This window comes from Aquirufa esocilacus (assembly GCF_042715595.1).
In the GTDB taxonomy this organism is placed as follows: domain Bacteria; phylum Bacteroidota; class Bacteroidia; order Cytophagales; family Spirosomataceae; genus Aquirufa; species Aquirufa esocilacus.
Genome location: NZ_JBBKXX010000001.1, coordinates 957,336 through 982,113, shown reverse-complemented (window position 1 = coordinate 982,113; position 24,778 = coordinate 957,336). Strand labels below are relative to the sequence as shown.

Here is a 24,778-nt window from a genome sequence, read left to right as displayed (position 1 = left end):
CCTATTTTTGGTGCTCGGAATGGTTTTGTCTCTTACAAGTTATTCTCAGGTGGATTCAGTTGGAAAATCGGGTAAAAAGCCCCGATTATCCTTGAAAAAGCCAATCCACCCCTCGGGGAAATCACCCTTTTCTATTTATTCACAAAAGGCTAAAAATAATTACTCTTTTGAATCAGATCCTAAGCTGGTCATTCAAAAAGATGCCACGGGGACCGATGTGTTGACTGATTTTAATCAGTACAATCGATTACAAAATCAAGAAGTTAATCGTAGTTTTTGGCGAACGTATTCTAAAAGTTTAGATGGGAGTAGTAATCTGAAATCCCGGGGTCTATTTCCTAAAATTGAATTACCACCTGCCATTGATCGGATTTTTGGAGGAACGGAAGTTTCCTTTAAGCCAAACGGTTCCTTACTGTTGGATGTGGGATACATGGGGCAGTTTGTAGATAACCCGGCTATTCCTGTTCAGTTGCGATATGTGGGTAATCTATTCTTTAATGAACAGGCGCAGATTAACTTTCAAGGTAAGATAGGGGATAAGTTGAATCTGAATGTCAATTTTGATACCAAAGCTAGTTTTAATTTTCAGAATCAATTGAAACTGAATTGGAAGACGCAGGAGGAAGATATTCTCCAAAACATCGAAGTCGGAAATACCTCTTGGACTTTGAATTCACAATTAATTCCGGGTATTCAAAATTTGTTCGGTGTTAAAACTTTATTGCGGTTTGGAGCGCTTGATATGACAGTCGTAGCTGCACAGCAACGGTCTAAGCAAGATTGTATAACGCTAAAAGGAGGTACTCAAGGAAAGAATTTTGAAGTGAGAGTGGATCAATATGATGAAAATAGGCACTTCTTTTTGTCTTCCTACTTTAGAAATAATTATGAAAGAGCCTTAAATAATTTGCCAGTCATTTCAAGTGGAATTACGGTTACCCGTGTGGAGGTATATGTGACTAATCGGACACAGAGTACGGAAACATTACGGAATTTAGTTTCACTGTATGACTTAGGAGAAGCTAGTCCATTTAATAATACAAACCCGTTAGTTCAACCTATCAATTCGACGAGCCCTGTTGATAATAAGGCGAATGGTATGTATGCGAAGCTTTTGGCAGATGCGAATTTACGGAAGTCGAATGAGGCAACTGATCGATTAGAAACGGTGTATAATTTAAAACGTGGGACTGATTTTGATGTCTTGAAAGGGGCTAAACGTTTAACAGATCGTGAATTCAAATTCAATCCGCAATTAGGTTATATATCCTTAATAGCTCCTTTGCGAAATGATGAGGTATTAGCCGTCTCGTATGAATACACGTTGAATGGGCGAAAATATAAAGTAGGGGAGTTAACGGAGGATTACCAGGCTCGTCAAGATGATGAGGTTCTACTCCTTAAAATGTTAAAATCAAGTACTATTCGTAATAATTTAAATGCTGGTTTGACGGGTAAGCCCCATCCGATTTGGGATTTGATGATGAAGAATATCTATTCCTTAAATACTTCGGCCTTAACGAAACAGAATTTTCAATTACGTATTGTTTACAAAGATGATGCAACAGGGATTGACAATAGTAATTTAATTGAGGGTTCTAATTTTAAAGATGTTCCTTTAGTTAAGGTATTAGGTCTAGACAAGTTGAACTTTGCGGGAGATCCACAACCGGATGGAAACTTTGATTATGTAGAAGATATTACAATCGATTCCAAAAACGGGAAGATTATTTTCCCTGTATTAGAACCTTTCGGGGCTAGTTTAAGAGCGAAATTTACTTCTGCAGAATCTAATTTAGTCGATAAATATGTCTTTGATAAATTATATTCCGGGACTCAAACGGATGCTGCTCAGTTATCGTCAAAGAATAAATTTTTCATCAAAGGTTCATTTCAGTCTGGGGTAGGCGGAGATATTTCATTGCCTTTTGGTGTAGAGGCTAAATCTGTTACGGTGACAGCAGGTGGACAATCTTTGTCAGCAGGTACAGATTATATAGTGGAACCGCAATCTGGGCGAGTAAAAATCATTAATGAGGGAGTTTTTAGCTCAGGTAGAGAAATTAAAGTTTGTTATGAAAAGCCAGATTTGTTTTCTAATCAAATCCGTACGTTGTTAGGAACAAGGCTTGATTATAATTTGGGTAAGAATGTCCATTTAGGAGCCACCATTCAAAATATGTCAGAAAGTCCCCCCGCCTTTTTTAGACGGGTGGCGATGGGGAATGAACCCGTAAATAATACCTTGTTAGGGTTTGATGCCACTATTTTACAAAATTCTCAGGGACTTACTCGTTTGTTGGATAAACTACCTTTGATTTCTACGAAAGAAACATCGGTGATTGACTTTCAAGGTGAATTTGCGAAGTTAATTCCAAATGTGAATGATCGAGTTCAAGGAAATGCCTTTATTGATGATTTCGAGGCTGCTCGTGTGATTTATAATTTAAGTTCACAGCCTACGCTTTGGAAATCAGCTGCTACCCCTAAATCGTATGTGCTAGCAGGAAATAAATTAGCTGCGGGTTATAATAGGGCTAAAATATCCGCCTATACGGTAGATGCCAGTATTTATGGCCAAGGTGGTTTTGCTTTAGATGTCCCAGGATTAGATCCTACTAAAGTAAACGCCTATGCCTATGAGCGAGTAGTTACACCGAAAGGCTTATTCCCCAATAAAGACTTCGCTAACAATATTACCAATCTTCCGATTGGAGTCTTGGATGTGGCATATTTCCCATCAGAGCGAGGTTTATATAATTTCAACACTAACTTATCATCGTCCGGGTTACTTCCTACACCCGCCTCTAATTTTGGAGCTATAACGAGGGCAATTAGTTCTGATACCGATTTTGATAATGCGAATGTAGAGCAGATTGAGTTTTGGTTGATGGATCCATTTATCGGAGGTGAAGCAGGGAAGATTAGAGATGGTGTTTTCAATAAAAATAATGAGACTGGGGGTAAATTAGTTTTTCATCTAGGAGATGTTTCGGAAGATTTTATTCCAGATGGTTACTCGAATTTTGAAAATGGTATTCCTGCTGGGGAAAAAATCATCACAGGTACTGGAAAGAATGTAGAAAAAACCGATTGGGGATTGGCCCCTGCGCGTCAATTTGTCATTAATGCGTTTGATAATTCAGCGGGTCGTGAGAAGCAAGACGTAGGAATGGACGGTTTGCCTAACGTTTCTGATGATGCCAATACACTAACAGAAACAACCCACTTTAAAGCTTATTTAGATCAGATTAAAGGTCGGGTGACGGATGCTTCGGCTTTGGCTAAAATACAAAATGACCCAGCAGCGGATGACTTTGACTATTATTTAAATCAAAAGTTTACGGGTACAGAGTCCTTAATACAGCGCTATAAAAATTATTTAGGAATGGAGAATAATAGCCCTACAACGGCTAATCCATCCAATACAAATTTTACGGAGGCAAACAGCATGTTACCGGATCGCGAAGATCTAAATAATGATAATACCGTAAATGAAAACGAGGCCTATTTTGAATATGAGGTCGATTTAAAGCCGAATGGCTTACAAATTGGAAATGGATTTGTGGTAGATAAAATTACAGAGGGAGGAGTTAATTGGTACTTGTTCCGGATACCTATTAAAGATAAACGAAATTATAAGACTCCGGCTGGGGAGATTAATTCGTTCAAATCCATTCGATTTATGCGGATGGTTTTAAAAGAGTTTCAGGAGCCAGTTGTTTTACGTTTTGCCCAATTACAATTATCTGGTTATAGCTATCGCAAATTTGTAGGAGATTTAGATAAACGAAGTGGCCAAGATTTACCTGAGCCATATGATGCTAAATTCCGGGTTTCTAGTGTCAATATTGAGGAAAATGGTCCAGCGAATAAGGGGGAAACAGCTATCCCTTATGTTGTTCCTCCAGGATTTGTACGTGATCAAGATATCACAACGATTAATAATGCACGATTGAATGAACAATCGATGAGTCTTTGTGTCGATAATTTGCGACCAAATGATGCTAGGGCTGTATTTAAAAATACGTTATTTGATTTTATCAATTATAAGCGTTTAAAGATGTTTGTATCGATGCAGAGTCCTGACGCGATTAATGGCCAAGTGAGTGCTTTCTTGCGGATAGGTACGGATTTAACAGATAATTATTATGAAATTGAAAATACAGGATTAACTCAAACTCAGAAAGGGCAAAGTTTAGATACCGAAGTTTGGCCAATAGAGAATGAGTTCGATATGGAGTTTGATTTAGTGAAACAAGTAAAGACGGAGCGTGATAAGCAAGGTAAAAGCCTAAATGAGCGTTTTACGATGCTTATTACTAGTTCCACGGGAAAGACCTATAAAATTACGGTAATGGGGCGGCCAGATCAGAGTGCGACGATGGTCACGATGATAGGCGTTCGTAATACAAGCAATACAAATAAAACTTTCTGTATTTGGGTGAATGAGTTGCGTGCTTCAGGTTTTGACCAAACTTCAGGAGAGGCAGCTATTGGTAAATTAGGTTTGAAGTTAGCTGATTTAGGTACGATTCAACTGAATGGAAGCTTTAAGAATTATGGTTTCGGTGGGGTACAGGCCAAAATTTCTGAACGTAGTCGCGAGAATAATTTAGAGTACGGTATAACAGCTAATTTAAACTTAGACAAGTTGTTGCCTAGGAAATGGGGCTTTAAAATTCCATTCTTTATTACCTATGACCGCCGAAATATATCGCCAGAGTTTGATCCTTTTGATCCTGATATTTTCTTGCGAAACTCCATACAGAAATTCAGCTCAGAGTCTAAAAAGCAATCATATTTAACATTAGTGGAAGATAATACGGAGCGAAAAGGATTTAACTTTTCTAATGTGAAGAAATCGCGTAGCGCTCAATCGAAGACATTTTATCCTTGGGATTTTTCTAATTTTACCTTTAGCTACGCCTATTCAGAAATGCTTCGGACGAGTCCACTAATCGCGGAATACAGTTCTTTTAGCCATAAAGGGAGTGTGTTATATGCTTATACGACTTCGTCTAAATTTTTCGAACCTTTCAAAAAGGTTTCTTTTGATTTGATTAAAGACTTTAATTTAAATCTCGTTCCGTCTTCTTTGATGGTTAGATTAGACATGGATCGTAGTTTTATTAAGACCCAGCTTCGTAATGCTGAATTTACCACTGTAGGAGTAGCACCACAATTTGAGAAATATTGGTTTTTAAATCGTCAATATGCCTTGAATTGGAATTTAACTAAGAGTGTAGTGCTTAATTACAATGCTCAGGTAAATTCGATTATTGATGAACCCATTGGTGATTTGGATACGCAAGAAAAGCGTGATTCAGTGCTAATTAGTTTACGTGCTTTAGGGAGGGCTAAAAGTTTTGATCAACAAGCCGGCATGGTTTGGCGTTTGCCTTTGCAGAAATCGGTGTTAACGGATTGGATGAATGCAGACTACACACACCGTATTGGGTATAATTATTATGCTAACTCGTTTGACATTCGAGATTCGTTAGGCTTACCTTTTGGAAATATTATAAAGAACACACGGGAACAGGCGATTAGTGGAAAAATTGATTTTGTGGCATTATACAATCGCGTGAAAGCTTTGCGATGGGCAAATAGTCCGCGTTCTTTTGGCAAGAATATTGCTCGAAATCCTGGTGATGATGATGATATTGTTATTCCAGCTAATAATGCCTTAAAGTCAGTCACTCGATTGCTGCTAACATTACGGGGTATCCAAGTGAATTATTCGAGGAATGAATCAACCACCTTACCAGGCTTTATGCCTAATCCTGGTGTATTGGGAATGAATGCCTTGAATCAGGCCCCTGGGTTAGATTTTATAAGTGGGGGGCAAGATGATGCGATTCGATTCAAAGCGGCAAACAATGGTTGGTTAACGAAAAGTACGGTTCAAAATACCCCATTTACTCAGTTAAGGACCCAAAAACTCACCTATTCTACTCAGTTAGAGCCTACAAAGGATTTACGTATTCAAGTGGATGGCAATTACAATCGGGGAGATAATTACCAGGAATTTTTCCGACCAGAAATAGCTGGAGGTCCTTTTAAATCCCAAAGTCCGATCCGCTCAGGTAATTACTCCATGTCATTTTTATCGTTCATGACGGCGTTCTCAAACCCAGAAACTGTTTTTGAAGAATTCAGATCGAATCGTTCTATTTTATTATCACGATTAAATAGATCTAAGCCGACGGAGATAGGAACCTACAATCAGAATTCACAGGATGTATTAATTCCGGCCTTTTTTGCTGCCTACTCTGGCGTTTCGGCAAACAACGTTAAGTATTCACCTTTCTATGATATTCCTCTTCCTAACTGGAAAGTGGATTATAATGGACTGAATTTATTGCCTGGTATAAAGAGTAAGTTCGCCTCGTTCACCATTTCCCATATGTACTCGAGCACCTATAACGTGGGGAATTTTGTCTCCTCTTTAGAGTATGGTCAGTTTGCAACAGATTATATGAATCTTTCATTGAACAGTTTATTGTACCCACTTTCGTCCCGATTTGATCCAGTGACGAATACATTAATACCCGTTTATGTCATGAGTACAATCTCTTTTGTGGAACGTTTCTCGCCCTTAGTGGGAATTAATGCGGTGACAAAGAGTAAGATTTCTTTGCGTTTAGAATACAATCAAGATCGGAATGTAGGATTGAATCTAGCTAATTCACAAGTGGCGGAATTAGCGAATAAGGATTTCACGGTAGCGGTAGGTTTTACCAAAGCGAATATGCTAATCCCTTTCAAGATCAACGGCCGAGCTGTTCGTTTACCCAATGATTTACGTTTCAATATGAATTTGACCATCAGAGATACACGTACGCTTCAACGTAAATTAGATGCAGAAACCATTGTGACACAAGGATTCGTAAACTTTCAATTTAGACCACAATTAAGTTATAATGTCAATAATAAATTAACGGTTACGGCCTATTTCGATAAGATGATGAACAATCCGTTGGTTTCTAATTCATTCTATCGTTCTACGGTGGCTGGCGGATTTCAAATTCGGTATAGTTTAAGTGAATAATCTCAAATCGTTTGCAAAAAATCGAGATTTTCGTGACCTTTGTGAGCAAATAATAATCATATGAATTTTCCAAGCGAATTAAAATATACTCAAGAACATGAGTGGATTAAATTGGATGGCGATGTCGCTATCGTAGGTATCACGGACTTTGCTCAAGGTGAGTTAGGAGATATCGTTTTCGTTGAAGTGGAGACAGTGGGGCAGACCATAGCAAAAGATGGTGTTTTTGGAACAGTGGAAGCAGTTAAAACAGTTTCTGATTTGTTCTTACCTGTAGCTGGAGAGATCGTTGAATTCAATACAGCATTAAATAACAGTCCAGAATTAATTAACTCAGATCCATACGGTGCTGGGTGGGTTGTGAAAATTAAGGCAGCTGACGCTGGTGACCTTTCCCAATTGATGGATGTAGAAACCTATAAATCTTTTATCGGACATTGATTCTAAAACCCTGTTAATCAGGGTTTTTTTATAAGCCAAAAACAAATGCGGATCTTATTTAAACAGATTTTAATTCAAGATAGTCGTTCCACTTTTTATGGAAAGAAAATTGATTTGTTAGCAGAAAATGGTTGTTGGGTAGAAATAGCACCCTCGATTCAAGTAGAAGCAGATCAAGTTATTGCAGGAGTCGATTTGCAGTGGTTTCCAACTGTTGTTGATCTTCGCGTACACAATACCTTACCAGGTGGAGAACACAAGGAAGATTGGTCTAGCTTGAAATCTGCCGCCTGGAAAGGTGGTGTTTTAGACTTTCTATTATTGCCTACAGGTGACCCTGTCCCTCAGCAGCCAGAAGCTATACACTATATCGCTGAAAAATTAGCTGGTTCCGGAGTAACCTGTTTTCCTGCTGCCCCATTAACCTTAGGGAATAAAGCGGAGAATTTTAGTGATTTGATGGATTTGCATGAGGCAGGAGCTTCCTGGTTTAGCCATGGTGCTGATGCTTTGCAGGATACGGATTTGATGTTAAAATGCCTGCAATATTTACAACCCTTGCCTGTAAAAGTTATTTCTCGGCCTGATGTGAAAGGCCTGTCCTTATTTGGACAAATACATGAAGGACTTCAAAGTACCTTATTAGGTTTAAAAGGTATACCTGCTTTAGCTGAAACGATGCATGTCAAGCGCGATCTAGATTTGTTAGCCTATGTGATGCAACATTCATTTGGTTTAGCTAACTCTGATTTTTCACTTCATTTTACTTGCATCTCTACGGCTGAGTCGGTAAGATTGATAGGGGAAGCTCAACAAGCAGGATTACCGGTTACCGCTGATGTTGCCATTTACTCCCTCATCTTCACAGAGGATGCTGTTTCTGATTTTGATACCTTGAAGAAAGTGAATCCTCCATTACGCACTGAAAATGATCGGTTAGCCTTGTGGAAAGGTTTAAAAGACGGGGTTATTCAGGCTGTGGTTTCGGATCATCATCCAGTAGAGGTCGAGAATAAAGACTTAGAATTTGATCTAGCGAGCTTTGGTACGATTGGATTAGAGACATTGGCGATTGCTTTTATTAGTGAAGCTAAGCAACAGGGAATTGTACAGGTAGATAAGTATTTGTCCCATGCACCAGGGGCTTTTTTAGGAATTGAACTGCCTGAGTTACAGGTAGGAGAAGAACTGAAAGGAATGCTACTTTCTACTGCATCAAAGGAGTATTCAACAGCAGATATTGTTTCTAAATCAAAGAATTCAATTTTTACAGGCTATAAATTCACACACCAAATTGTAGGCGTATTTACTGGTTTAACTTATTCCTATGGTCAATAATTGGTTTGCTGAAATAGGTCGATTTGTATTGTATGCTGTACTATTTATCATCTTATTAGTTGCTTATAGTATGGTTTTGCAGCAATTCGGCATCATTCCCATTGGTGGTAAAAAGGCCCCAACTTATGTCTTTTTATTGTTTTTTCAATGGTGGTATGTGACGCGGTTTCCCAAGCGTCACGGTGGAGAAAAGAGGCATTTTCTAGGTTATTTTGCCTTACAATATCTGTTGATTATTATTACGGCTATTCTAAGTGCCTACTTTTTGTATTATTTCTTTCAATCTACTTTGGGTTTACAGCTATTGGATGACTACATTCAGCAAAGTTTATTACAGTTGAATTCGTATAAGGAGGTTATTGTTAGTCAAGAGGGTGGAGAATATTATAATTCCTTGCACGCTGGGATAAAATCAATTGATGCATATAGTATCGCAAAGGATGATTTTGCGCAAAAGATTGCCTTAGGTTTTTTACCTAATTTGTTAATATCACTTTATTATAAAAAATAGGATGGAAAGTACAACAGAATCAACAGCATCTTCTTCTATTATAGCCTTAAAATATGGTTTTATTCATGGAATCGTATGTTTTTTATATACGGTCATTGTTGATTTAATGGGTTGGTCTTTCGAGTTCCAAGAATTTATAGGTTGGGTATCCTTAATTGGTTTTTTTGTTTTGATTTTTATTTTTTCGATTCTTTGTCTTTTTGAATTTCGGAGTTCTAATGGAGGCTATATTTCTTATGGAGAGAGTTTAGGTTTAACAACTTTATTGGGTGCGTTATTTGGTCTTATTAATGGTGGTTTTAATTATATTTATTTGAAGTTTATTAATATTGAATATTTGTCTAAAAATATTGAAATAGCCAAAGATCGATTTAAAGACCAATCTATTAGTAAAAGTAATTTGAATCAAATTGAACATTTGTTGATTTTTATAAATAAACCGGGTTTTCAATTTTTTTTACTACTTCTTTTTTATTTCGTTATTACATTCTTGTTAGGCTTAATCGTTTCCGCTATCGTTAAACGCGAAAAGCCCATCTTCGACTAATATGTTATCCCTAATTCTAAAAGATGTAAAAGGTTTGTTTAGCTCTTGGATGGGTTGGGGAACAGTTACGTCTTTTTTTGTTTTAATGGGCGTTTATGTATGGTTCATTGATGGAAATGTGTTGGATTTCGGCTTTGCTGAATTGTCTGTTTTCTTTGATTTAAGTCCTTGGTTCTTCTTATTCTTGGTACCCGCCTTATCAATGAATAGTTTTTCAGACGAAATTGATAAGGGGACTTTTCAATTACTAAGATCCTTGCCACTAACTATGGGTCAAATTTTACTGGCCAAGATAGTATCCTTATTCACTATGGTACTGATTACTTTGGTGCCTAGTATCCTATTTGTGTATACCATTGGTAAATTAGGGTTACCTAGGAATAATTTTGATTCATCCCTTATATTTGGCGGCTATCTATCCCTGATACTCTTAAATTTTTGTTTTATTTGCCTCGGGGTTTTAGCTTCTAGTTTAACAAAAAGGCAACCCGCGGCTTTTTTATTAGGCCTCGTTTTCAATTTTTTGTTTTGGCAAGGAGCAAATGAATTGGGAGTAGAAATGCTTGATTTATCTGCTCATTACCATAGAATGAGTATGGGATTAGTCAGTTACGAGGACGTAGTATTTTATGGGGGATTTATAGCTGTTGTTATTGGAATAACTCAAATTCGGCTACGTCGACTTATTTAAAGTCAGAAATTGAAATTTTTTCTGAACAGAACGTGATCTCACTTATTTCATTTGAAGCGATAATGATTAATTTTTCTCGCTGATCGTTAAGCCTTTTGAAAAACCATTCTTTTGCCTGTTCATCAAAGTTCGTGGTAGGCTCATCTAACAATAAAACGGGTCTATCTGAAAGTAACGCAAAGCCTAGCTTGATTTTTTGGCGCATTCCAGACGAATAGTTTTTTATTAATTTAAATCGATTTGGTTGTAAATCGATAAAGGCCTCAAATGATTCTATGCTCGCCGATGGGGGGAGGTATTTATTTTTTTTAAGGAGCTCTAGATGTTCTTGTAAAGTATATTCTTCAATTAACTCGACATAGGGAGCTGCATAGGTAATTTGGCTATAGGCTAATTCATCATCTATACCCACCATCTCTACTGAACCTTTATTAGGTAAAGTATATTGAGCGATTAATTGAAGTAAGGTGGATTTTCCTGAACCATTAGGACCTGTGATGGCATACGAATTGCCTGAATGGAATGAATAAGTAAAGGATTGAATGACAAATTCCTGTCTGAACTTTTTAGAAAGATTTTGAACAAGAATTTCCATCGCATTTTAGCCTTTCATAATACCTCTTTCGGAATTTTTAACGAAATCTAGAATTTCGTTTCTCTCCGAAGTATTAGGTAATTGAGATTCAATTTCAGCTAAGGCTGCATTCGTGTTGAGTCCTTTCAGATACAAATAACGATAAGCTTCTTGAATAATATTTATTTGCTCATCTGTATAATTGCGACGACGCAATCCTACAGAATTAATACCAGCGTAAGATAATGGTTCACGTCCTGATTTAGTGAAAGGAGGGACATCTTTTCTAACCAAAGAACCACCTGAAATCATCACGTGTTGACCGATAGTAGCGAACTGGTGTATAGCTGTCGATCCGCCAATAATAGCAAAATCCCCCACTGTAACGTGTCCAGCCATTTGCACGGCATTGGCTAAAATACAATTGTCTCCGATAAAGCAATCGTGAGCAACGTGAACATAGGCCATAATTAAGCAGTTTTTGCCAATGACCGTTTTCATCTTATCAGTAGTTCCCCGGTTGATGGTCACACATTCCCGAATGGTAGAGTTGTCACCAATTTCAGCAGTCGTTGTTTCTCCTCCAAATTTCAAATCTTGAGGAATGGCGGAGATAACGGCACCTGGGAATATACGTACATTTTTACCAATGCGCGCACCCGGATAAATCGTTACGTTTGACCCTATCCAGGTTCCTTCACCAATTTCTACATCTTCATGAATAGAAGTGAAAGCATCGACACTTACATTAGCACCGATTTTAGCTTTAGGATCAATATGAGTTAATTGATGAATCATATATAAAATCTTACGATTTACGTACTAAACTAGCAGTCATTTCTGCTTCACAAACTACTTGACCAGCTACGTAAGCCTTACCAATCATTTTAGCGATACCTCTGCGGATAGGTGCTTGCAGTTCGCACTTAAATATGATTGTATCTCCAGGGATAACGCTTTTTCTAAAGCGACAGTTTTCAATTCCCACTAAATAGGGCCAATAATTCTCTGGGTCTTCTACTGAGCTCAATACAAGGATACCACCCGTCTGCGCCATAGCTTCCACTTGCATAACACCTGGCATCACCGGATTGTTTGGGAAGTGACCCATGAAATAATTTTCATTCATCGTCACATTCTTTACACCTACTACGCTATTGTCATCCAAATAAATGATTTTATCAATCATTTGGAATGGATACCGGTGAGGCAAAAGCTCGTATACGCGTTCGTGCGTGAAAATAGGAGGCTGTTTTGGATCGTAGGTAGGCACTTTGTTCTTCTCCGCATCTAACATCAATTTCTTGATCTTACGCGCTAATTCAACGTTAGAAGCATGACCTGGGCGTGATGCCAAAATTTGCGCCTTTATAGGGCGACCTACTAAAGCTAAATCTCCCATTAAATCCAATAACTTGTGGCGAGCCATCTCGTTATTAAAATGCAAGTTAGTATTGTTCAAGATACCCGCCTCTTTAGAAACGGAAATCTTCGGTTTACCTAATACTTCTGACAAGTGGGCTAATTCAGATTCTGAATAGTCTTTATCTGCAATTACAATGGCGTTATTTAAGTCCCCACCTTTGATCAAACCTGCTTTGTATAAAACCTCTAATTCATGTACGAAACAGAATGTTCTACACATGGAGAAGTCTTTCTCAAATTGAGAAACATGGCTTAAGTTCGCATGTTGACTAGATAAGAATTTGGAATTATAATCTACCATCACCGCCATACGGTAGTCGTTTAATGGTAATGCAGCTAATTCAATGCCATTTTCTAGATCTTTGTAACGTACCTCTTCTGTTAGTTCGAAGAATTTACGGTGTGCATCTTGTTCTAATGGGACAGCATCTTTTAAAGCCTCTACGAACTTGATAGAACTTCCATCCATAATTGGAGGTTCAGGTCCATCTAATTGAATTAAAATATTGTCTACTTCTAGACCTACAAGAGCCGCTAATACGTGTTCTACGGTATTAATTCTAGCTCCATTGTGCTCAATGGTTGTTCCGCGAGATGTATCCACGACGTAATCTACATCCGCATCTGCGATAGGTTGACCTGGCAAATCAACACGTTGGAATTTGATCCCGTGGTTTGCAGGAGCAGGTAAAAAAGTCAGGTTGGCAACTACGCCAGTGTGTAAACCTACACCAGATAGGGTTACAGCTTTGGTAATAGTATGTTGCTTATTGTTCATACGCGTTATTAAGATTCTAATCGTTTTAATAAGTCCGGTAATTGACGTAATAAGGCATTACGTTTCAAATATTCACTATTAGGGGAGGCCGGCGTTCCACCTAATATTTGTCCTTCTTTTCGAACGGTTTTCGTAACCCCTGATTGTGCGGTTACGATGGTTTTATTTGCAATACTAATATGCCCTGCCACACCTACTTGACCTCCGATTAAGCAGTTTTGACCTATTTTAGTTGAACCAGATACACCTGTTTGGGCTGCAATAGCCGTATTCGCACCAACTTCCACATTATGGGCAATTTGAACTAAGTTATCAATTTTCACCCCTTTTTTGATCAAGGTAGAACCCATGGTTGCTCGGTCTATCGTAGCATTCGCGCCAATACTCACACCATCTTCAATGACCACATTACCTAATTGAGGAATGGTTGAAAAAGTGCCATCTGCCTGTGGTGCAAATCCGAATCCATCAGATCCGATTACTGCATTGGCATGAATGGTGCAATTGTTTCCAATCACGGTATCGTTATAAATAACAACACCAGGATAAATGACGCAATTATCTCCAATAGAAACTTTATTCCCGATCGTCACATGCGCAGCTATATAGGTATCTTTCCCTATTGTAGAGCCTTTACCTATACTAGAAAATTGGCCTAAATATAGATTAAGGCCTGTTTTTGCGTCCTCAGCAAGGTAACTAGGTTGTTGAATACCTATTTCTTTTACACTTGTAAACTCTTGGTATTTTTGGAGTAATAGGGTAAAAGCAGAGTAGGGGTCTTTAACCTTGATTAAAGTCGCTAATGGCTTTTCTTTTAAGACTAAATCAGCTGCCACGATGATGGCTGTAGCCTCAGATTGATATAAATAGGATTCGTATTTCGGATTTGCCAAGAAGGAAATACTGCCCGTTTTTCCCTCTTCAATTTTATTAAACGTACTTATACTTGCTGAACCATCGCCATCTACTGTTCCTTGAATTAATTGGGCTATTTGATCAACAGTAAATTTCATTCGGTCACACGTTGTTTAATAAAGGCAAAGAGAATATCCATTAGCTCAATTCTCCTTGCAAATATACGCTCTTTGGACAACAAAAATAGTATTTTTTTACAATCTTACTTAAAGCTTGTATCGTGGGTAAATCGGATGCTTCGAGTAACTCGACTACATGACCTTGTTTGTCGACCATCTTGATGGTGTTGTCGCCTTGTACATATGCTGCATTAGAGGTGGAACCCTCCACTACAAAGTAGGATAATTCTTCGTCTGTTATTCCATATTCTCGTTTGATATTCTCTTCGATTTCGACTCTTTTGGCTTTAGGAATAGGTTGAGAACCTAATTTGCAAGTGAATAATTTTCTTCCCAAAAAATGCGTACACAGATGTTTTAATATTTTATCGTTGGAATTTTTCCACTCTTTTATCGCAGCCCAAACATCATGGTCATCTAATTCAGTGAAAGCAAGTAACAAACTCTCTTTAGAGGAGAATTCCTCCCAAGTGTAACTACTTTTAAGGAATGTTTTTAAGGGTGTTGAGCAGGGTAATTTTTGGCCCTCAGATATTAAAAATTTAGCCCGGCGTAAAATTTGAATTAACATCGTTTCTGCAGCAATAGCAGTTTTGTGCAAATAAACTTGCCAATACATTAAACGACGTGCCATCAAAAAGTTTTCTGTCGAATAGATTCCTTTCTCTTCAATGACCAATTGTTCATTGTTCAAGTCCATCATGCTCAATAGCCTTTCAGAACCTATAAAGCCTTCCCGGACACCGGTATAAAAAGAATCCCGGCTTAAATAATCAAGACGATCGACATCTAATTGAGATGAAACTAATTGATGAAAGAATTTTCTCGGATATTTGTTTTCAAACATTTCAATAGCAAGACTTAATTTACCTTTAAAATGCTGATTTAATTTTGCCATTAATAGAGTGGAAACATCTTCATGCTTTACTTCATTTAGCAGGGTGTATTCTAATACGTGTGAAAATGGTCCATGGCCAATATCATGCAATAGAATGGCAATTTCTGCTGCTTGGCGTTCATCTGCTGAAATCGAATAGCCTTTCGCTTTTAAGTTATCTAAAACTTGATCCATTAAGTGCATAGCTCCTAATGCATGGTGGAATCTAGTATGGTGTGCACCCGGATAAACAAATTCAGCCAATCCTAATTGCTTTATTCGCTTAAGTCGTTGAAAATAAGGGTGATCAATGAGTTCAAGAATTAATGGATTATTGATTTTAATAAAACCGTAAATCGGATCATTAATAATTTTAGTCGGGTACATGGGAGATTCTTTTCCGAAATTTAGCTAAAAAGGTTAGTATTCCTTAATTTTGTGTCACATTGAATTCCTCTAGGGGATGTACAATGCGGACTTGTAGCTCAGTTGGTTAGAGCATCTGACTCATAATCAGGGGGTCCATGGTTCGAGCCCATGCTGGTCCACATTTTTTTTACCATACTCTTGAAAAGGGAGTATGGTTTTTTTTATGCAATGAATTCCAAATAAAGTAATGCCCCGGCTGCCAATGTCATAATCAATAAGGCGGCTAGTCCTAGCACATTCGAAAGGGGAGAATTGGTATTTTCTCCCATGATCAGCTTGTTATTTGAAATATGTAAAATGATGGCAATTAATACGGGAGCGGTTATTCCATACAAAATCGCTGTATAAATCAAGGCGTTGATCGGAGAAATGCCTACATAATTTAAGGACAATCCTACTAATAAGGAAAAGGCGATAATGGAATAAAAGCCCTTGGCCTCGTGAAATTTCTTATTTAAACCTTGTTCCCATCCAAAAGTTTCAGTGAAAATATACGAAAGTGACCCACTTAAGACAGGTATAGCTATGAGTCCTGTGCCAATAATTCCAATAGCAAATAACAAATAGGCCATGTCGCCTGCTAGTGGTTTAAGTGCAATGGCGGCTTGTTCTACGGTGTCGATTTGATGGATACCGCTTTTGTATAAAACTGTCCCCGTGGTCAAAATGATGAAATACATGACAAAGCCCGAAAACCCCATTCCAAAATCTACATCCTGTTCCATTTCATGAATGATCCGCTTATTCACTATTAATTTTCTATGGATAGACATTTCTTCTACTTCTACTGAAGCTTGCCAAAAGAATAAATAAGGTGAAATGGTGGTACCTAATATGCCCACTAAAATCGCAATATATTCTTTCGTGAATTCAATTTTGGGGATAAATGTGGCCATTAATATCTCGTTTATATCTTGTTTATATAAAAAAGGGACGATGAAATAGACCAACATGACTATACACAAGTACTTTAAGACGGCCGCAATTTTGGCATAAGGTAAATATATAATTAACCCAATTAATAAAAGAGTGAAAAGGACGCTAAAATAACTTGCGTCGATGGTAGGAAATAATAGGTTTCCTACAGCTCCCATACCGGCTATGTCAGCTCCAATATTCATGATAATGGCAGGGAAACTAAATACTAGCATTAGGTACAGAACAGGTTTTGGATAATGCTTTTTGAGGGTACCCGTAAGTCCTTGTTTAGTCACTAAACCAATTCTAGCACACATTTGCTGAATCGCAGCCATTAATGGGAAAGCAATTAAAGCCGTCCAAAGAGTAGAAAGCCCCAAGCCTGCACCCGCTTGAGAATAGGTAGCTATCCCAGACGGATCATCATCGCTGGCTCCAGTGACTAAGCCAGGGCCTAAAAGTTTCCAAAACCGGGTAATTCGTTTTTTTAGTTTCATATGCAAGATCAATAGGTGTGTAATTTACTAAGTAATGATTTTGGTTCATTATATTTTTGTACATTACATTTATATCTAACCACTTCATAATGCTGTTTCTATTTCAATCGATATTTGTCATGACGCTATTTACTAGTTTTATGACGCCATCGATCATCTTTCTGAAATCACGGGGATCTTTATTCGCAAATCCGAACATTTATTTAGCCTTGCTTTTTTTTATTTCCGGTGTCTATTGTTTGACTGTTTATTCTATGTCTTTGGGCCATAGCTTGTTATTTACAGTTCTATTGTATGGAAATTTTTCCTCCATCTATTTTTTAATCGGTCCCTTATTGTATTTCTACCTAAGAAGTCTAAAAACAGGTTCGACAGCTTTGCGAGGAGTAGATTTTTTGCACTTTATCCCATTTCTGTTCGTTTTTATTGATACAGTTCCCTATTATTTGTCTGCTTATGCTTACAAGGTAGAAGTTGTTAGGCAAGTATTTAGTGATTGGACTTCCATGTTTCGTATTCGTTTAGGTTTTGTCTTTAATGCAGCTCATTTGTATGTATTAAGACCATTATTATTAACCTTTTATAGCCTTTGGGGAGCAAATTACTTGATAAACAACAAGGTCTATTTTTTCAAAGCAACTAATTTAGGTAGGTGGTTAAGTATATTTCTGTTTTTTCAATGGTTGGTATTCGTTGGGATGAGCTCCGTATTTTTTGGTGTTTGGTTAGAAAACGTCTTGGATTTTTCATTATTTAATCATCCGAGCGAAATAAAATACATCTCATTAGTTGCTTACATGGTGATGGTATGTACATTGTATTTCTTTCCACAGGTAATTTATTTAAATGTGGATCGCTTTAAACGCCTATTAAATCCTCAAGAGGTTTATTGGTGGAAGATGGATCAAGCGATGAATGATTGCTATATATTTGATAAGCCCTTTTTGAAACCTCATTTGACTTTGGTTCAATTCGGGGAATTAGTCCAAAAGGATACGAAAGAATTGCATGATTTTTTCGAACTTTATCTTTTCACTAACTTCACGGATGAAATGAACCGTTTACGTGTTCAGTTTGCGAAGAAGTTAATAAAACAAGGATGCTTACAGAAAGCCTGTTTGCAGAATTTGTATAGTGATTCGGGTTTTGATTGTTCTGAGGATTTAGAGTATTTCTTTAGTGAATTTGAAGGTCAAAGTATAAAAGAGTTTATTCTTACATTTAATAAATAGCGTTATGAAAAGTGTGTTAATGACGATTGTCCTTTTGTGCGTATTGCAAGTGGTTTATGCCCAAAAAGTAATAAGTTCTGCCATTGGAGCAGGTGGTGCTACAACGGTGGTTGATGGTAAATATTATTCTCAAATCATAGGTCAGCAAAGTGCAGTGACTGGTACATCTTCCAATGGTGGTGTGGTTGTTCGTCAAGGATTTAAACAGCCATCTTTGTTAGAACGCAGTATTGCCGCTTCTGGGATTAAGTTGAATGTGCAAGAAGAAAATCCAATTACGTACACTACTTATCCGAATCCGTTTGTTGATAAATTGACTATTGGATTCTCTGTGCCAAGCACTAAGCCCACTTTTGTCGCTATTTATGATCAATTAGGATCTGTTATTTACCAGCATACGTATGAGGCGCCTATTAAGGAAATCGTTTTTACGGACTTCTCTGGTATTCGGGTGGGTAAATATGTACTACATGTCATTTCCTCAGGAAAGCCTTTTGCAACAACGATTGTAAAAGAATAGTATAAATTAATTTCAAAGAAAGCTGCAGTGGGAGATAATTCCTACTGCAGCTTTTTTATTTTACTTACCTAGGTAGGCTAAGTATAGATGTTCACTGTTAAAAGTTTAATTTCGATTTCTTTTCTGATAATATGGGTAATATTGGACACTTGATGACTTTGGGAAATATAAACTAGCAACTATGGGTTCGATTTTAGGTCTTTTCTTTCATTCTTTAGGCGGTTTCGCCTCGGGTAGTTTTTATATCCCATACCGTAAGATTCAAGTTTGGTCTTGGGAAAGTGCTTGGTTAGTGGGTGGAGTATTCTCTTGGTTGATTGTCCCAGTTGTGGCGGCTTGGCTAACCATTCCGGATTTTATGGGAATTATTCAATCGATTGATTCGGACACCTTTTTCTGGACTTTTGTTTTTGGGTTATTATGGGGAATTGGAGGATTAACCTTTGGTTTAGCCATGCGTTATTTAGGGATGTCTTTAGGGATGTCCATTGCTTTAAGTTTATGTAGTATTTTCGGTGCCTTAGTTCCGCCTATTTACCGGGAATTAGCTGGAGTGGAAGGTGATACGATTTCTCATATCGTAGGAAGTACAGGTGGTCAAGTGGTTTTATTGGGGATTTTGGTCTGTGTTTTTGGGATTTTTCTTTGCGGTAAAGCAGGAATGATGAAAGAGAATGAGCTATCTCAAGAGCAGAAGCAGGAAACAATTAAGGAGTTTAGTTTAACGAAAGGGTTAATTGTTGCGACGATCTCTGGACTCTGTTCGGCTTGCTTTAATTTTGGCATTGAAGCAGGTAAGGATATGGCTGATGCTGCGGTGGCTAAAGGCTGTGATCCCTTGTTCCAAAACAATGTCATTTTTATCGTGGTGTTGTGGGGAGGATTTTTGACAAACTTCGTGTATTGCCTGTACTTAAATTTTTCGAATAAGACTTTTGGTGATTATGTAAATGCTTCAGCGCCACTTCGCATGAACTACCTTTTTGCCGCTGTGGCAGGAACAACCTGGTTTTTGCAATTCTTCTTTTATGGAATGGGGGAGAGTAAATTAGGGAATGGCGCGAGTTCTTGGATATTACACATGGCTACAATTATCATCACATCGAATTTCTGGGGTCTTTATTTCAAGGAATGGAAAGGTGTTTCAGCTAAGACAATGCGTACCGTTATAGGTGGCATTGTAGTGATTTTGATTTCAGTTATTATTGTGGGGATCGGTAATTCTATTCACTAATGTTACAGTTGATTCAAATCGATGAATTTTCCTCTACGCCTAAGTACCGACAGTTAGCGAATGCCATTATTGAAGGAATTCAGCAGGGAAAAATACATAAGGGTGAATTGCTTCCGTCGATTAATGAAGTAAGTTTTGAGCATTTTATGGCTCGGATCACGGTGGAGAAGGGGTATAATTACCTCAAACAGCAAGGAATTATAGATTCTGTTCGAGGAAAGGGTTTCTATATTAAGGTAGATGAAGTGCCCAGAAACCTACGTATTTTTCTTTTATTTAATAAGTTAAGTGTTCACAAGAAAATCATTTATGATGCCTTTGTTAAGGCGATTGGAGACCAAGGGTCTATTGATTTTTACATTTACAATAACGATTTTAATCTCTTCAAAAAGATTGTAGATAGTCGCGATCGAGATTATACGCACCTGGTATTGATTCCTCATTTTGTGGAGGGAGAGGAGATGGCAATTGATTTGATTAATTCTTTGCCCAAAGAGAAGTTGGTTTTATTGGATAAGTTATTGCCCGGGATTCAAGGGAAGTTTGGGGCAGTGTATGAAGATTTTGAACATGATATTTACCAAAGTCTACAACAAGCCAAAGATTCATTAGTCACTTATCAGCAAATTCGGCTCGTTTTTCCTACGCAGAGTTATTACCCTAAAGAAATCGTTCAAGGATTCATCAATTTTTGCCGGGATTATGCCTTTGAATATGAGGTGGTGGAATCGTTAGTTGATGTTACAGTAAGTGTAGGCCAAGTATACATCACCGTAATGGAAGATGATTTACTAATTTTACTGGAGCGGATTCGCAACGAATCGTTACAATTAGGGAAAGATATAGGAATTATCTCGTACAATGAAACTCCTATCAAGCGTTTGTTATTTGACGGTATTTCTACGATTTCGACGGATTTTGAAACATTGGGTCGAAAAGCAGCCGAATTGGTGCTTTCTAATGAGCGGGCTAAATGGCAAAATCCTTTTGTTTTTATTTCCCGCGCATCCCTTTGACTTGTATAATATTTGGCAAAATTCTACTTTAACAGCCTATTTGCTTTGCATTTTTGCAAAAAAAACGCCATTTTTGTAGCTTAATTATAATAAAAGCGCCTTAAAACTAATTGATATAATGAGCAATTCCCCAACAACCTTATTTGATAAAGTATGGGATTCACACGTCGTTCGTAAAATTGCTGATGGTCCAGATGTATTTTTCATTGACCGTCATTTTATTCACGAAGTGACATCTCCTGTAGCCTTTTTAGGTCTTGAAACACGCGGTATAGGCGTATTATTCCCAGAGCGTACGTTTGCGACTGCGGATCATAACACGCCTACGATTAACCAACACTTACCCGTAGAAGATCCATTATCTGCGAATCAATTATTGCAGTTAGAGAAGAATACGGCGAAATACGGTATTTCTCACTGGGGTTTAGGTAATCCCAAGAATGGTATTGTGCACGTGGTAGGACCAGAAAATGGTATTACCTTGCCAGGTATGACCATCGTTTGTGGTGATTCTCATACTTCTACTCACGGTGCTTTTGGTGCGATTGCTTTTGGTATTGGTACTTCTGAAGTAGAGATGGTGCTATCATCTCAGTGCATTATGCAGCCTAAGCCTAAGAAAATGCGCATTAATGTCAATGGAACATTAGGGAAGGGAGTTACGCCAAAGGATGTTGCCTTATACATTATTTCTAAATTAACGACCTCTGGTGCTACGGGTTATTTCGTAGAATATGCAGGAGATGTGTTCGAAAAAATGTCAATGGAGGGCCGTATGACGGTTTGTAATTTATCTATTGAGATGGGTGCGCGTGGTGGAATGATTGCTCCAGATCAAACAACATTTGACTATATCGAAGGTCGTGAATTAGCTCCTAAAGGTACTGATTGGGATAAGCAATTAGCTTATTGGAAATCGTTGAAGACGGATTCGGGCGCTACATTTGATGAAGAAATCACATTCTTAGCTTCAGATATTGAGCCGATGATCACTTACGGTACAAACCCAGGAATGGGAATGGGTATCTCTAAGCAAATTCCGAATGCGGATGACGTTGAGGGTGGAGTAGCGACTTATGAGAAGTCTTTGGAATATATGGGCTTTGCTCAAAACGATTCCATGATTGGAAAGAAAGTGGATTACGTATTCATTGGTTCTTGTACGAATGGTCGTATTGAAGATTTCCGTGCCTTTGCTTCGATTGTCAAAGGTCGTAAGAAGGCGGATCACGTAACGGCTTGGGTAGTACCTGGTTCTCATATTGTGGAAGCACAGATTAGAGAAGAAGGTATTTACGATATTTTGACAGAAGCTGGTTTTGCTTTACGTCAGCCAGGATGTTCTGCGTGTTTAGCTATGAATGACGACAAGATTCCAGCTGGTAAATATGCGGTGAGTACGTCTAATCGTAACTTCGAAGGTCGTCAAGGACCGGGTTCTCGTACTTTATTAGCGAGTCCTTTAGTCGCTGCCGCGGCTGCAATCACAGGTGTTGTAACAGACCCTAGAGAATTTTTATAAGATCGATTAAATAAAAGCAATATGGCTTACGATAGTTTTAACATATTAAAAAGTTCTGCAGTACCACTTCCGATTGAGAATGTGGATACGGATCAAATCATCCCTGCTCGTTTCTTAAAGGCTACAGAGCGTAAAGGTTTTGGAGATAATTTATTTAGGGACTGGCGTTATGATAAAAACGATGCTCCTAAGGTAGATTTCGTATTAAATAACCCGACTTATTCAGGTAAGATTTTAGTAGGAGGAAAGAATTTTGGTTCTGGTTCTTCACGTGAACACGCTGCTTGGGCGATCTACGATTATGGCTTCCGTTGTGTGGTTTCTTCTTTCTTTGCTGATATCTTCCGTGGAAATGCAATTAACGTTGGTGTTTTACCAGTTCAAGTGAGCCCGGAATTTTTACATCAAATTTTCACCGCAATAGAGGCTGATCCGAAAGCGGAATTAGAGGTTAGTTTACCTGAGCAAACGATTACGATTGTAGCGACTGGCGCGTCTGAAAAGTTCGCCATCAATGGGTACAAAAAGAATAATTTATTGAATGGATTCGATGACATCGATTATTTACAAGCGATGAAGTCGGAGATCAGTACGTTTGCCGAAAACCGCTAATCTTTTGAAACGCCACATAGAAATAATGGATACGACCCTTCGCGATGGGGAACAAACCAGCGGAGTATCGTTTTCAGCCTCAGAAAAGTTAACCATAGCTCAATTACTTTTGACCGAATTAAAGGTAGATCGTATTGAGATTGCGTCAGCGCGTGTTTCAGAAGGCGAATTTCAGGCTGTGAAGAAGATTACGTCTTGGGCCGCTGCTAACGGATTTCTAGATAAAGTGGAGGTATTAACTTTCGTTGATGGAGGAACCTCCGTTCAGTGGATGTTAGACGCAGGAGCTAAGGTGATGAATTTATTGACCAAAGGTTCTTTGAATCATTTGCAACATCAGCTGAAGAAGACGCCAGAGCAACATTTTAAGGAAATAGCAGATACCATCACCTTAGCTAAGTCGAAAGGCTTATCGGTGAATGTATATCTAGAGGATTGGAGTAATGGAATGCGTAACAGTTCAAACTATGTGTTTCAATACTTAGATTTTCTTACTACACAACCAGTGGATCGCGTTTTACTCCCAGATACCTTAGGGATTTTAACTCCATACGAAGTATCGGATTTCATTAAGCAGTTAATTGCAAAGTATCCGAAAACTCATTTTGATTTTCACGCACACAACGATTACGATTTAGGAACAGCAAATGCCTTAGAAGCAGTACGTTGCGGCGTTCACGGTTTGCATTTAACGGTGAATGGAATGGGTGAACGTGCTGGAAATGCACCATTAGCTAGTGTTATCGCGGTTTTGAATGATTACCAAACGGATGTAAAAACGTCTGTTTGCGAAAAGTCTTTATACCGAGTTAGTAAGTTAGTAGAAACTTTTTCTGGTTTCCGTATTCCAGTTAATAAGCCAGTGGTAGGAGAGAATGTCTTCACACAAACTGCCGGTATTCACGCGGATGGAGACAAAAAGAACAATCTATACCATAATGATTTGATGCCGGAGCGTTTTGGCCGTGAGCGTAAATACGCTTTGGGAAAGACTTCGGGTAAAGCGAATATTGAGAATAATTTAGCTGCTTTAGGCATTCAGTTGTCCGATCAAGATTTAAAGATTGTTACGCAGCGAATCATTGAATTAGGCGACCGCAAGGAGGTAGTCACTCAAAATGATCTCCCTTACATCATATCTGATGTGTTAGATAGCAATACGATTGAAGAGCGTGTTCAGGTTTTGAACTATGTCTTGACTCATTCGAAAGATTTACGTCCATCCGTTACTTTGAAGATTTCAATTGATGGTGATGTATTTGAGGAGCATGCACAAGGAGATGGCCAATATGATGCTTTTATGAAGGCTCTAGGCATTATCTTCGAGAAGCATGGTAAAATTCTCCCTGTATTGAAGGATTATGCGGTACGCATTCCACCTGGAGGGGATTCAGATGCGCTTTGTGAGACGATTATTACGTGGTCTGATGGAGGTAAAGAATTAATTACGAGAGGTTTAGATTCTGACCAAACGGTTTCAGCGATCAAGGCCACTCAGAAAATGTTGAATTTGATATAATAA

General features: G+C 38.1%; 19 protein-coding genes and 1 tRNA gene. 14 read left to right on the top strand and 6 right to left on the bottom strand.

What is annotated here, in order from left to right; translation table 11 throughout:
- Window positions 1-19 precede the first annotated feature (19 nt).
- The 6 genes from sov to SKC37_RS04285 are packed head-to-tail and all read left to right on the top strand — an operon-like array spanning window position 20 to window position 10,585.
- Window positions 20-7,057: a T9SS outer membrane translocon Sov/SprA gene (gene sov / locus SKC37_RS04310; protein WP_377980270.1), complete on the top strand. Its 7,038-nt coding sequence runs from the start codon at window positions 20-22 to the stop codon at window positions 7,055-7,057.
- 60 nt (window positions 7,058-7,117) lie between these two features.
- Window positions 7,118-7,498, top strand: a complete 381-nt coding sequence (gene gcvH / locus SKC37_RS04305) for a glycine cleavage system protein GcvH (protein ID WP_377980269.1) — start codon at window positions 7,118-7,120, stop codon at window positions 7,496-7,498.
- A 45-nt stretch (window positions 7,499-7,543) separates the two neighbouring features.
- Complete coding sequence (locus tag SKC37_RS04300; RefSeq protein ID WP_377980268.1) at window positions 7,544-8,836, top strand: dihydroorotase; 1,293 nt, start codon at window positions 7,544-7,546, stop codon at window positions 8,834-8,836.
- Window positions 8,826-9,347 (top strand): hypothetical protein, encoded by a 522-nt coding sequence (locus SKC37_RS04295; protein ID WP_377980267.1) that lies wholly within the window; start codon window positions 8,826-8,828, stop codon window positions 9,345-9,347. The genes SKC37_RS04300 and SKC37_RS04295 overlap by 11 nt, the downstream gene beginning before the upstream one ends.
- Before the next feature lies 1 nt (window position 9,348).
- Window positions 9,349-9,894 (top strand): DUF4199 domain-containing protein, encoded by a 546-nt coding sequence (locus SKC37_RS04290; protein ID WP_377980266.1) that lies wholly within the window; start codon window positions 9,349-9,351, stop codon window positions 9,892-9,894.
- Window position 9,895: 1 nt separating this feature from the next.
- Window positions 9,896-10,585 carry an ABC transporter permease gene (locus SKC37_RS04285; protein ID WP_377980265.1) on the top strand — a complete coding sequence of 230 codons (690 nt, stop codon included), beginning with the start codon at window positions 9,896-9,898 and terminating at the stop codon, window positions 10,583-10,585.
- Here SKC37_RS04285 and SKC37_RS04280 read toward each other — a convergent pair.
- Genes SKC37_RS04280 through SKC37_RS04260 form a run of 5 tightly spaced genes read right to left on the bottom strand, consistent with a single transcriptional unit; the run spans window position 10,578 to window position 15,663 of the window.
- Window positions 10,578-11,180: an ABC transporter ATP-binding protein gene (locus SKC37_RS04280; protein ID WP_377980264.1), complete on the bottom strand. Its 603-nt coding sequence runs from the start codon at window positions 11,178-11,180 to the stop codon at window positions 10,578-10,580. The two genes, SKC37_RS04285 and SKC37_RS04280, sit on opposite strands and share 8 nt — an antisense overlap.
- A gap of 6 nt (window positions 11,181-11,186) precedes the next feature.
- A complete protein-coding gene (gene lpxA, locus SKC37_RS04275) occupies window positions 11,187-11,957 on the bottom strand; it encodes an acyl-ACP--UDP-N-acetylglucosamine O-acyltransferase (RefSeq protein ID WP_377980263.1) in 771 nt (256 codons plus the stop codon).
- 10 nt (window positions 11,958-11,967) lie between these two features.
- Complete coding sequence (locus tag SKC37_RS04270; RefSeq protein ID WP_377980262.1) at window positions 11,968-13,362, bottom strand: bifunctional UDP-3-O-[3-hydroxymyristoyl] N-acetylglucosamine deacetylase/3-hydroxyacyl-ACP dehydratase; 1,395 nt, start codon at window positions 13,360-13,362, stop codon at window positions 11,968-11,970.
- Between the two features lie 8 nt (window positions 13,363-13,370).
- The gene (gene lpxD / locus SKC37_RS04265) at window positions 13,371-14,378 is read right to left on the bottom strand and encodes a UDP-3-O-(3-hydroxymyristoyl)glucosamine N-acyltransferase (protein WP_377980261.1); all 1,008 of its coding nucleotides are present in this window, start codon (window positions 14,376-14,378) and stop codon (window positions 13,371-13,373) included.
- A gap of 40 nt (window positions 14,379-14,418) precedes the next feature.
- On the bottom strand, window positions 14,419-15,663 hold the full coding sequence (locus tag SKC37_RS04260; protein ID WP_377980260.1) for an HD domain-containing protein: 1,245 nt from the start codon (window positions 15,661-15,663) through the stop codon (window positions 14,419-14,421).
- Window positions 15,664-15,750: 87 nt separating this feature from the next.
- On the opposite strand from SKC37_RS04260, the gene SKC37_RS04255 reads away from it, so the two are divergent.
- Window positions 15,751-15,824 (top strand) — tRNA-Ile (locus tag SKC37_RS04255).
- 42 nt (window positions 15,825-15,866) lie between these two features.
- Here SKC37_RS04255 and SKC37_RS04250 read toward each other — a convergent pair.
- Window positions 15,867-17,120, bottom strand: coding sequence for an NRAMP family divalent metal transporter (locus SKC37_RS04250; RefSeq protein ID WP_377980259.1), 1,254 nt, complete (start codon window positions 17,118-17,120; stop codon window positions 15,867-15,869).
- A 140-nt stretch (window positions 17,121-17,260) separates the two neighbouring features.
- On the opposite strand from SKC37_RS04250, the gene SKC37_RS04245 reads away from it, so the two are divergent.
- From SKC37_RS04245 to SKC37_RS04215, 7 genes are all read left to right on the top strand, one after another.
- Entirely contained in the window at window positions 17,261-18,352 is a 1,092-nt protein-coding gene (locus SKC37_RS04245; protein ID WP_377980258.1) for a hypothetical protein, read from the top strand.
- A gap of 4 nt (window positions 18,353-18,356) precedes the next feature.
- A complete protein-coding gene (locus SKC37_RS04240; protein WP_377980257.1) occupies window positions 18,357-18,872 on the top strand; it encodes a T9SS type A sorting domain-containing protein in 516 nt (171 codons plus the stop codon).
- Window positions 18,873-19,053: 181 nt separating this feature from the next.
- Window positions 19,054-20,106, top strand: coding sequence for an L-rhamnose/proton symporter RhaT (gene rhaT / locus SKC37_RS04235; RefSeq protein WP_377980256.1), 1,053 nt, complete (start codon window positions 19,054-19,056; stop codon window positions 20,104-20,106).
- The gene (locus SKC37_RS04230; protein WP_377980255.1) at window positions 20,106-21,122 is read left to right on the top strand and encodes a GntR family transcriptional regulator; all 1,017 of its coding nucleotides are present in this window, start codon (window positions 20,106-20,108) and stop codon (window positions 21,120-21,122) included. The genes rhaT and SKC37_RS04230 overlap by 1 nt, the downstream gene beginning before the upstream one ends.
- Before the next feature lie 118 nt (window positions 21,123-21,240).
- Entirely contained in the window at window positions 21,241-22,644 is a 1,404-nt protein-coding gene (gene leuC, locus SKC37_RS04225; RefSeq protein WP_377980254.1) for a 3-isopropylmalate dehydratase large subunit, read from the top strand.
- A gap of 21 nt (window positions 22,645-22,665) precedes the next feature.
- Window positions 22,666-23,256 carry a 3-isopropylmalate dehydratase small subunit gene (gene leuD, locus SKC37_RS04220; RefSeq protein ID WP_377980253.1) on the top strand — a complete coding sequence of 197 codons (591 nt, stop codon included), beginning with the start codon at window positions 22,666-22,668 and terminating at the stop codon, window positions 23,254-23,256.
- Window positions 23,257-23,281: 25 nt separating this feature from the next.
- Window positions 23,282-24,775 carry an alpha-isopropylmalate synthase regulatory domain-containing protein gene (locus SKC37_RS04215; protein ID WP_377980252.1) on the top strand — a complete coding sequence of 498 codons (1,494 nt, stop codon included), beginning with the start codon at window positions 23,282-23,284 and terminating at the stop codon, window positions 24,773-24,775.
- The last annotated feature ends 3 nt before the right edge of the window (window positions 24,776-24,778 follow it).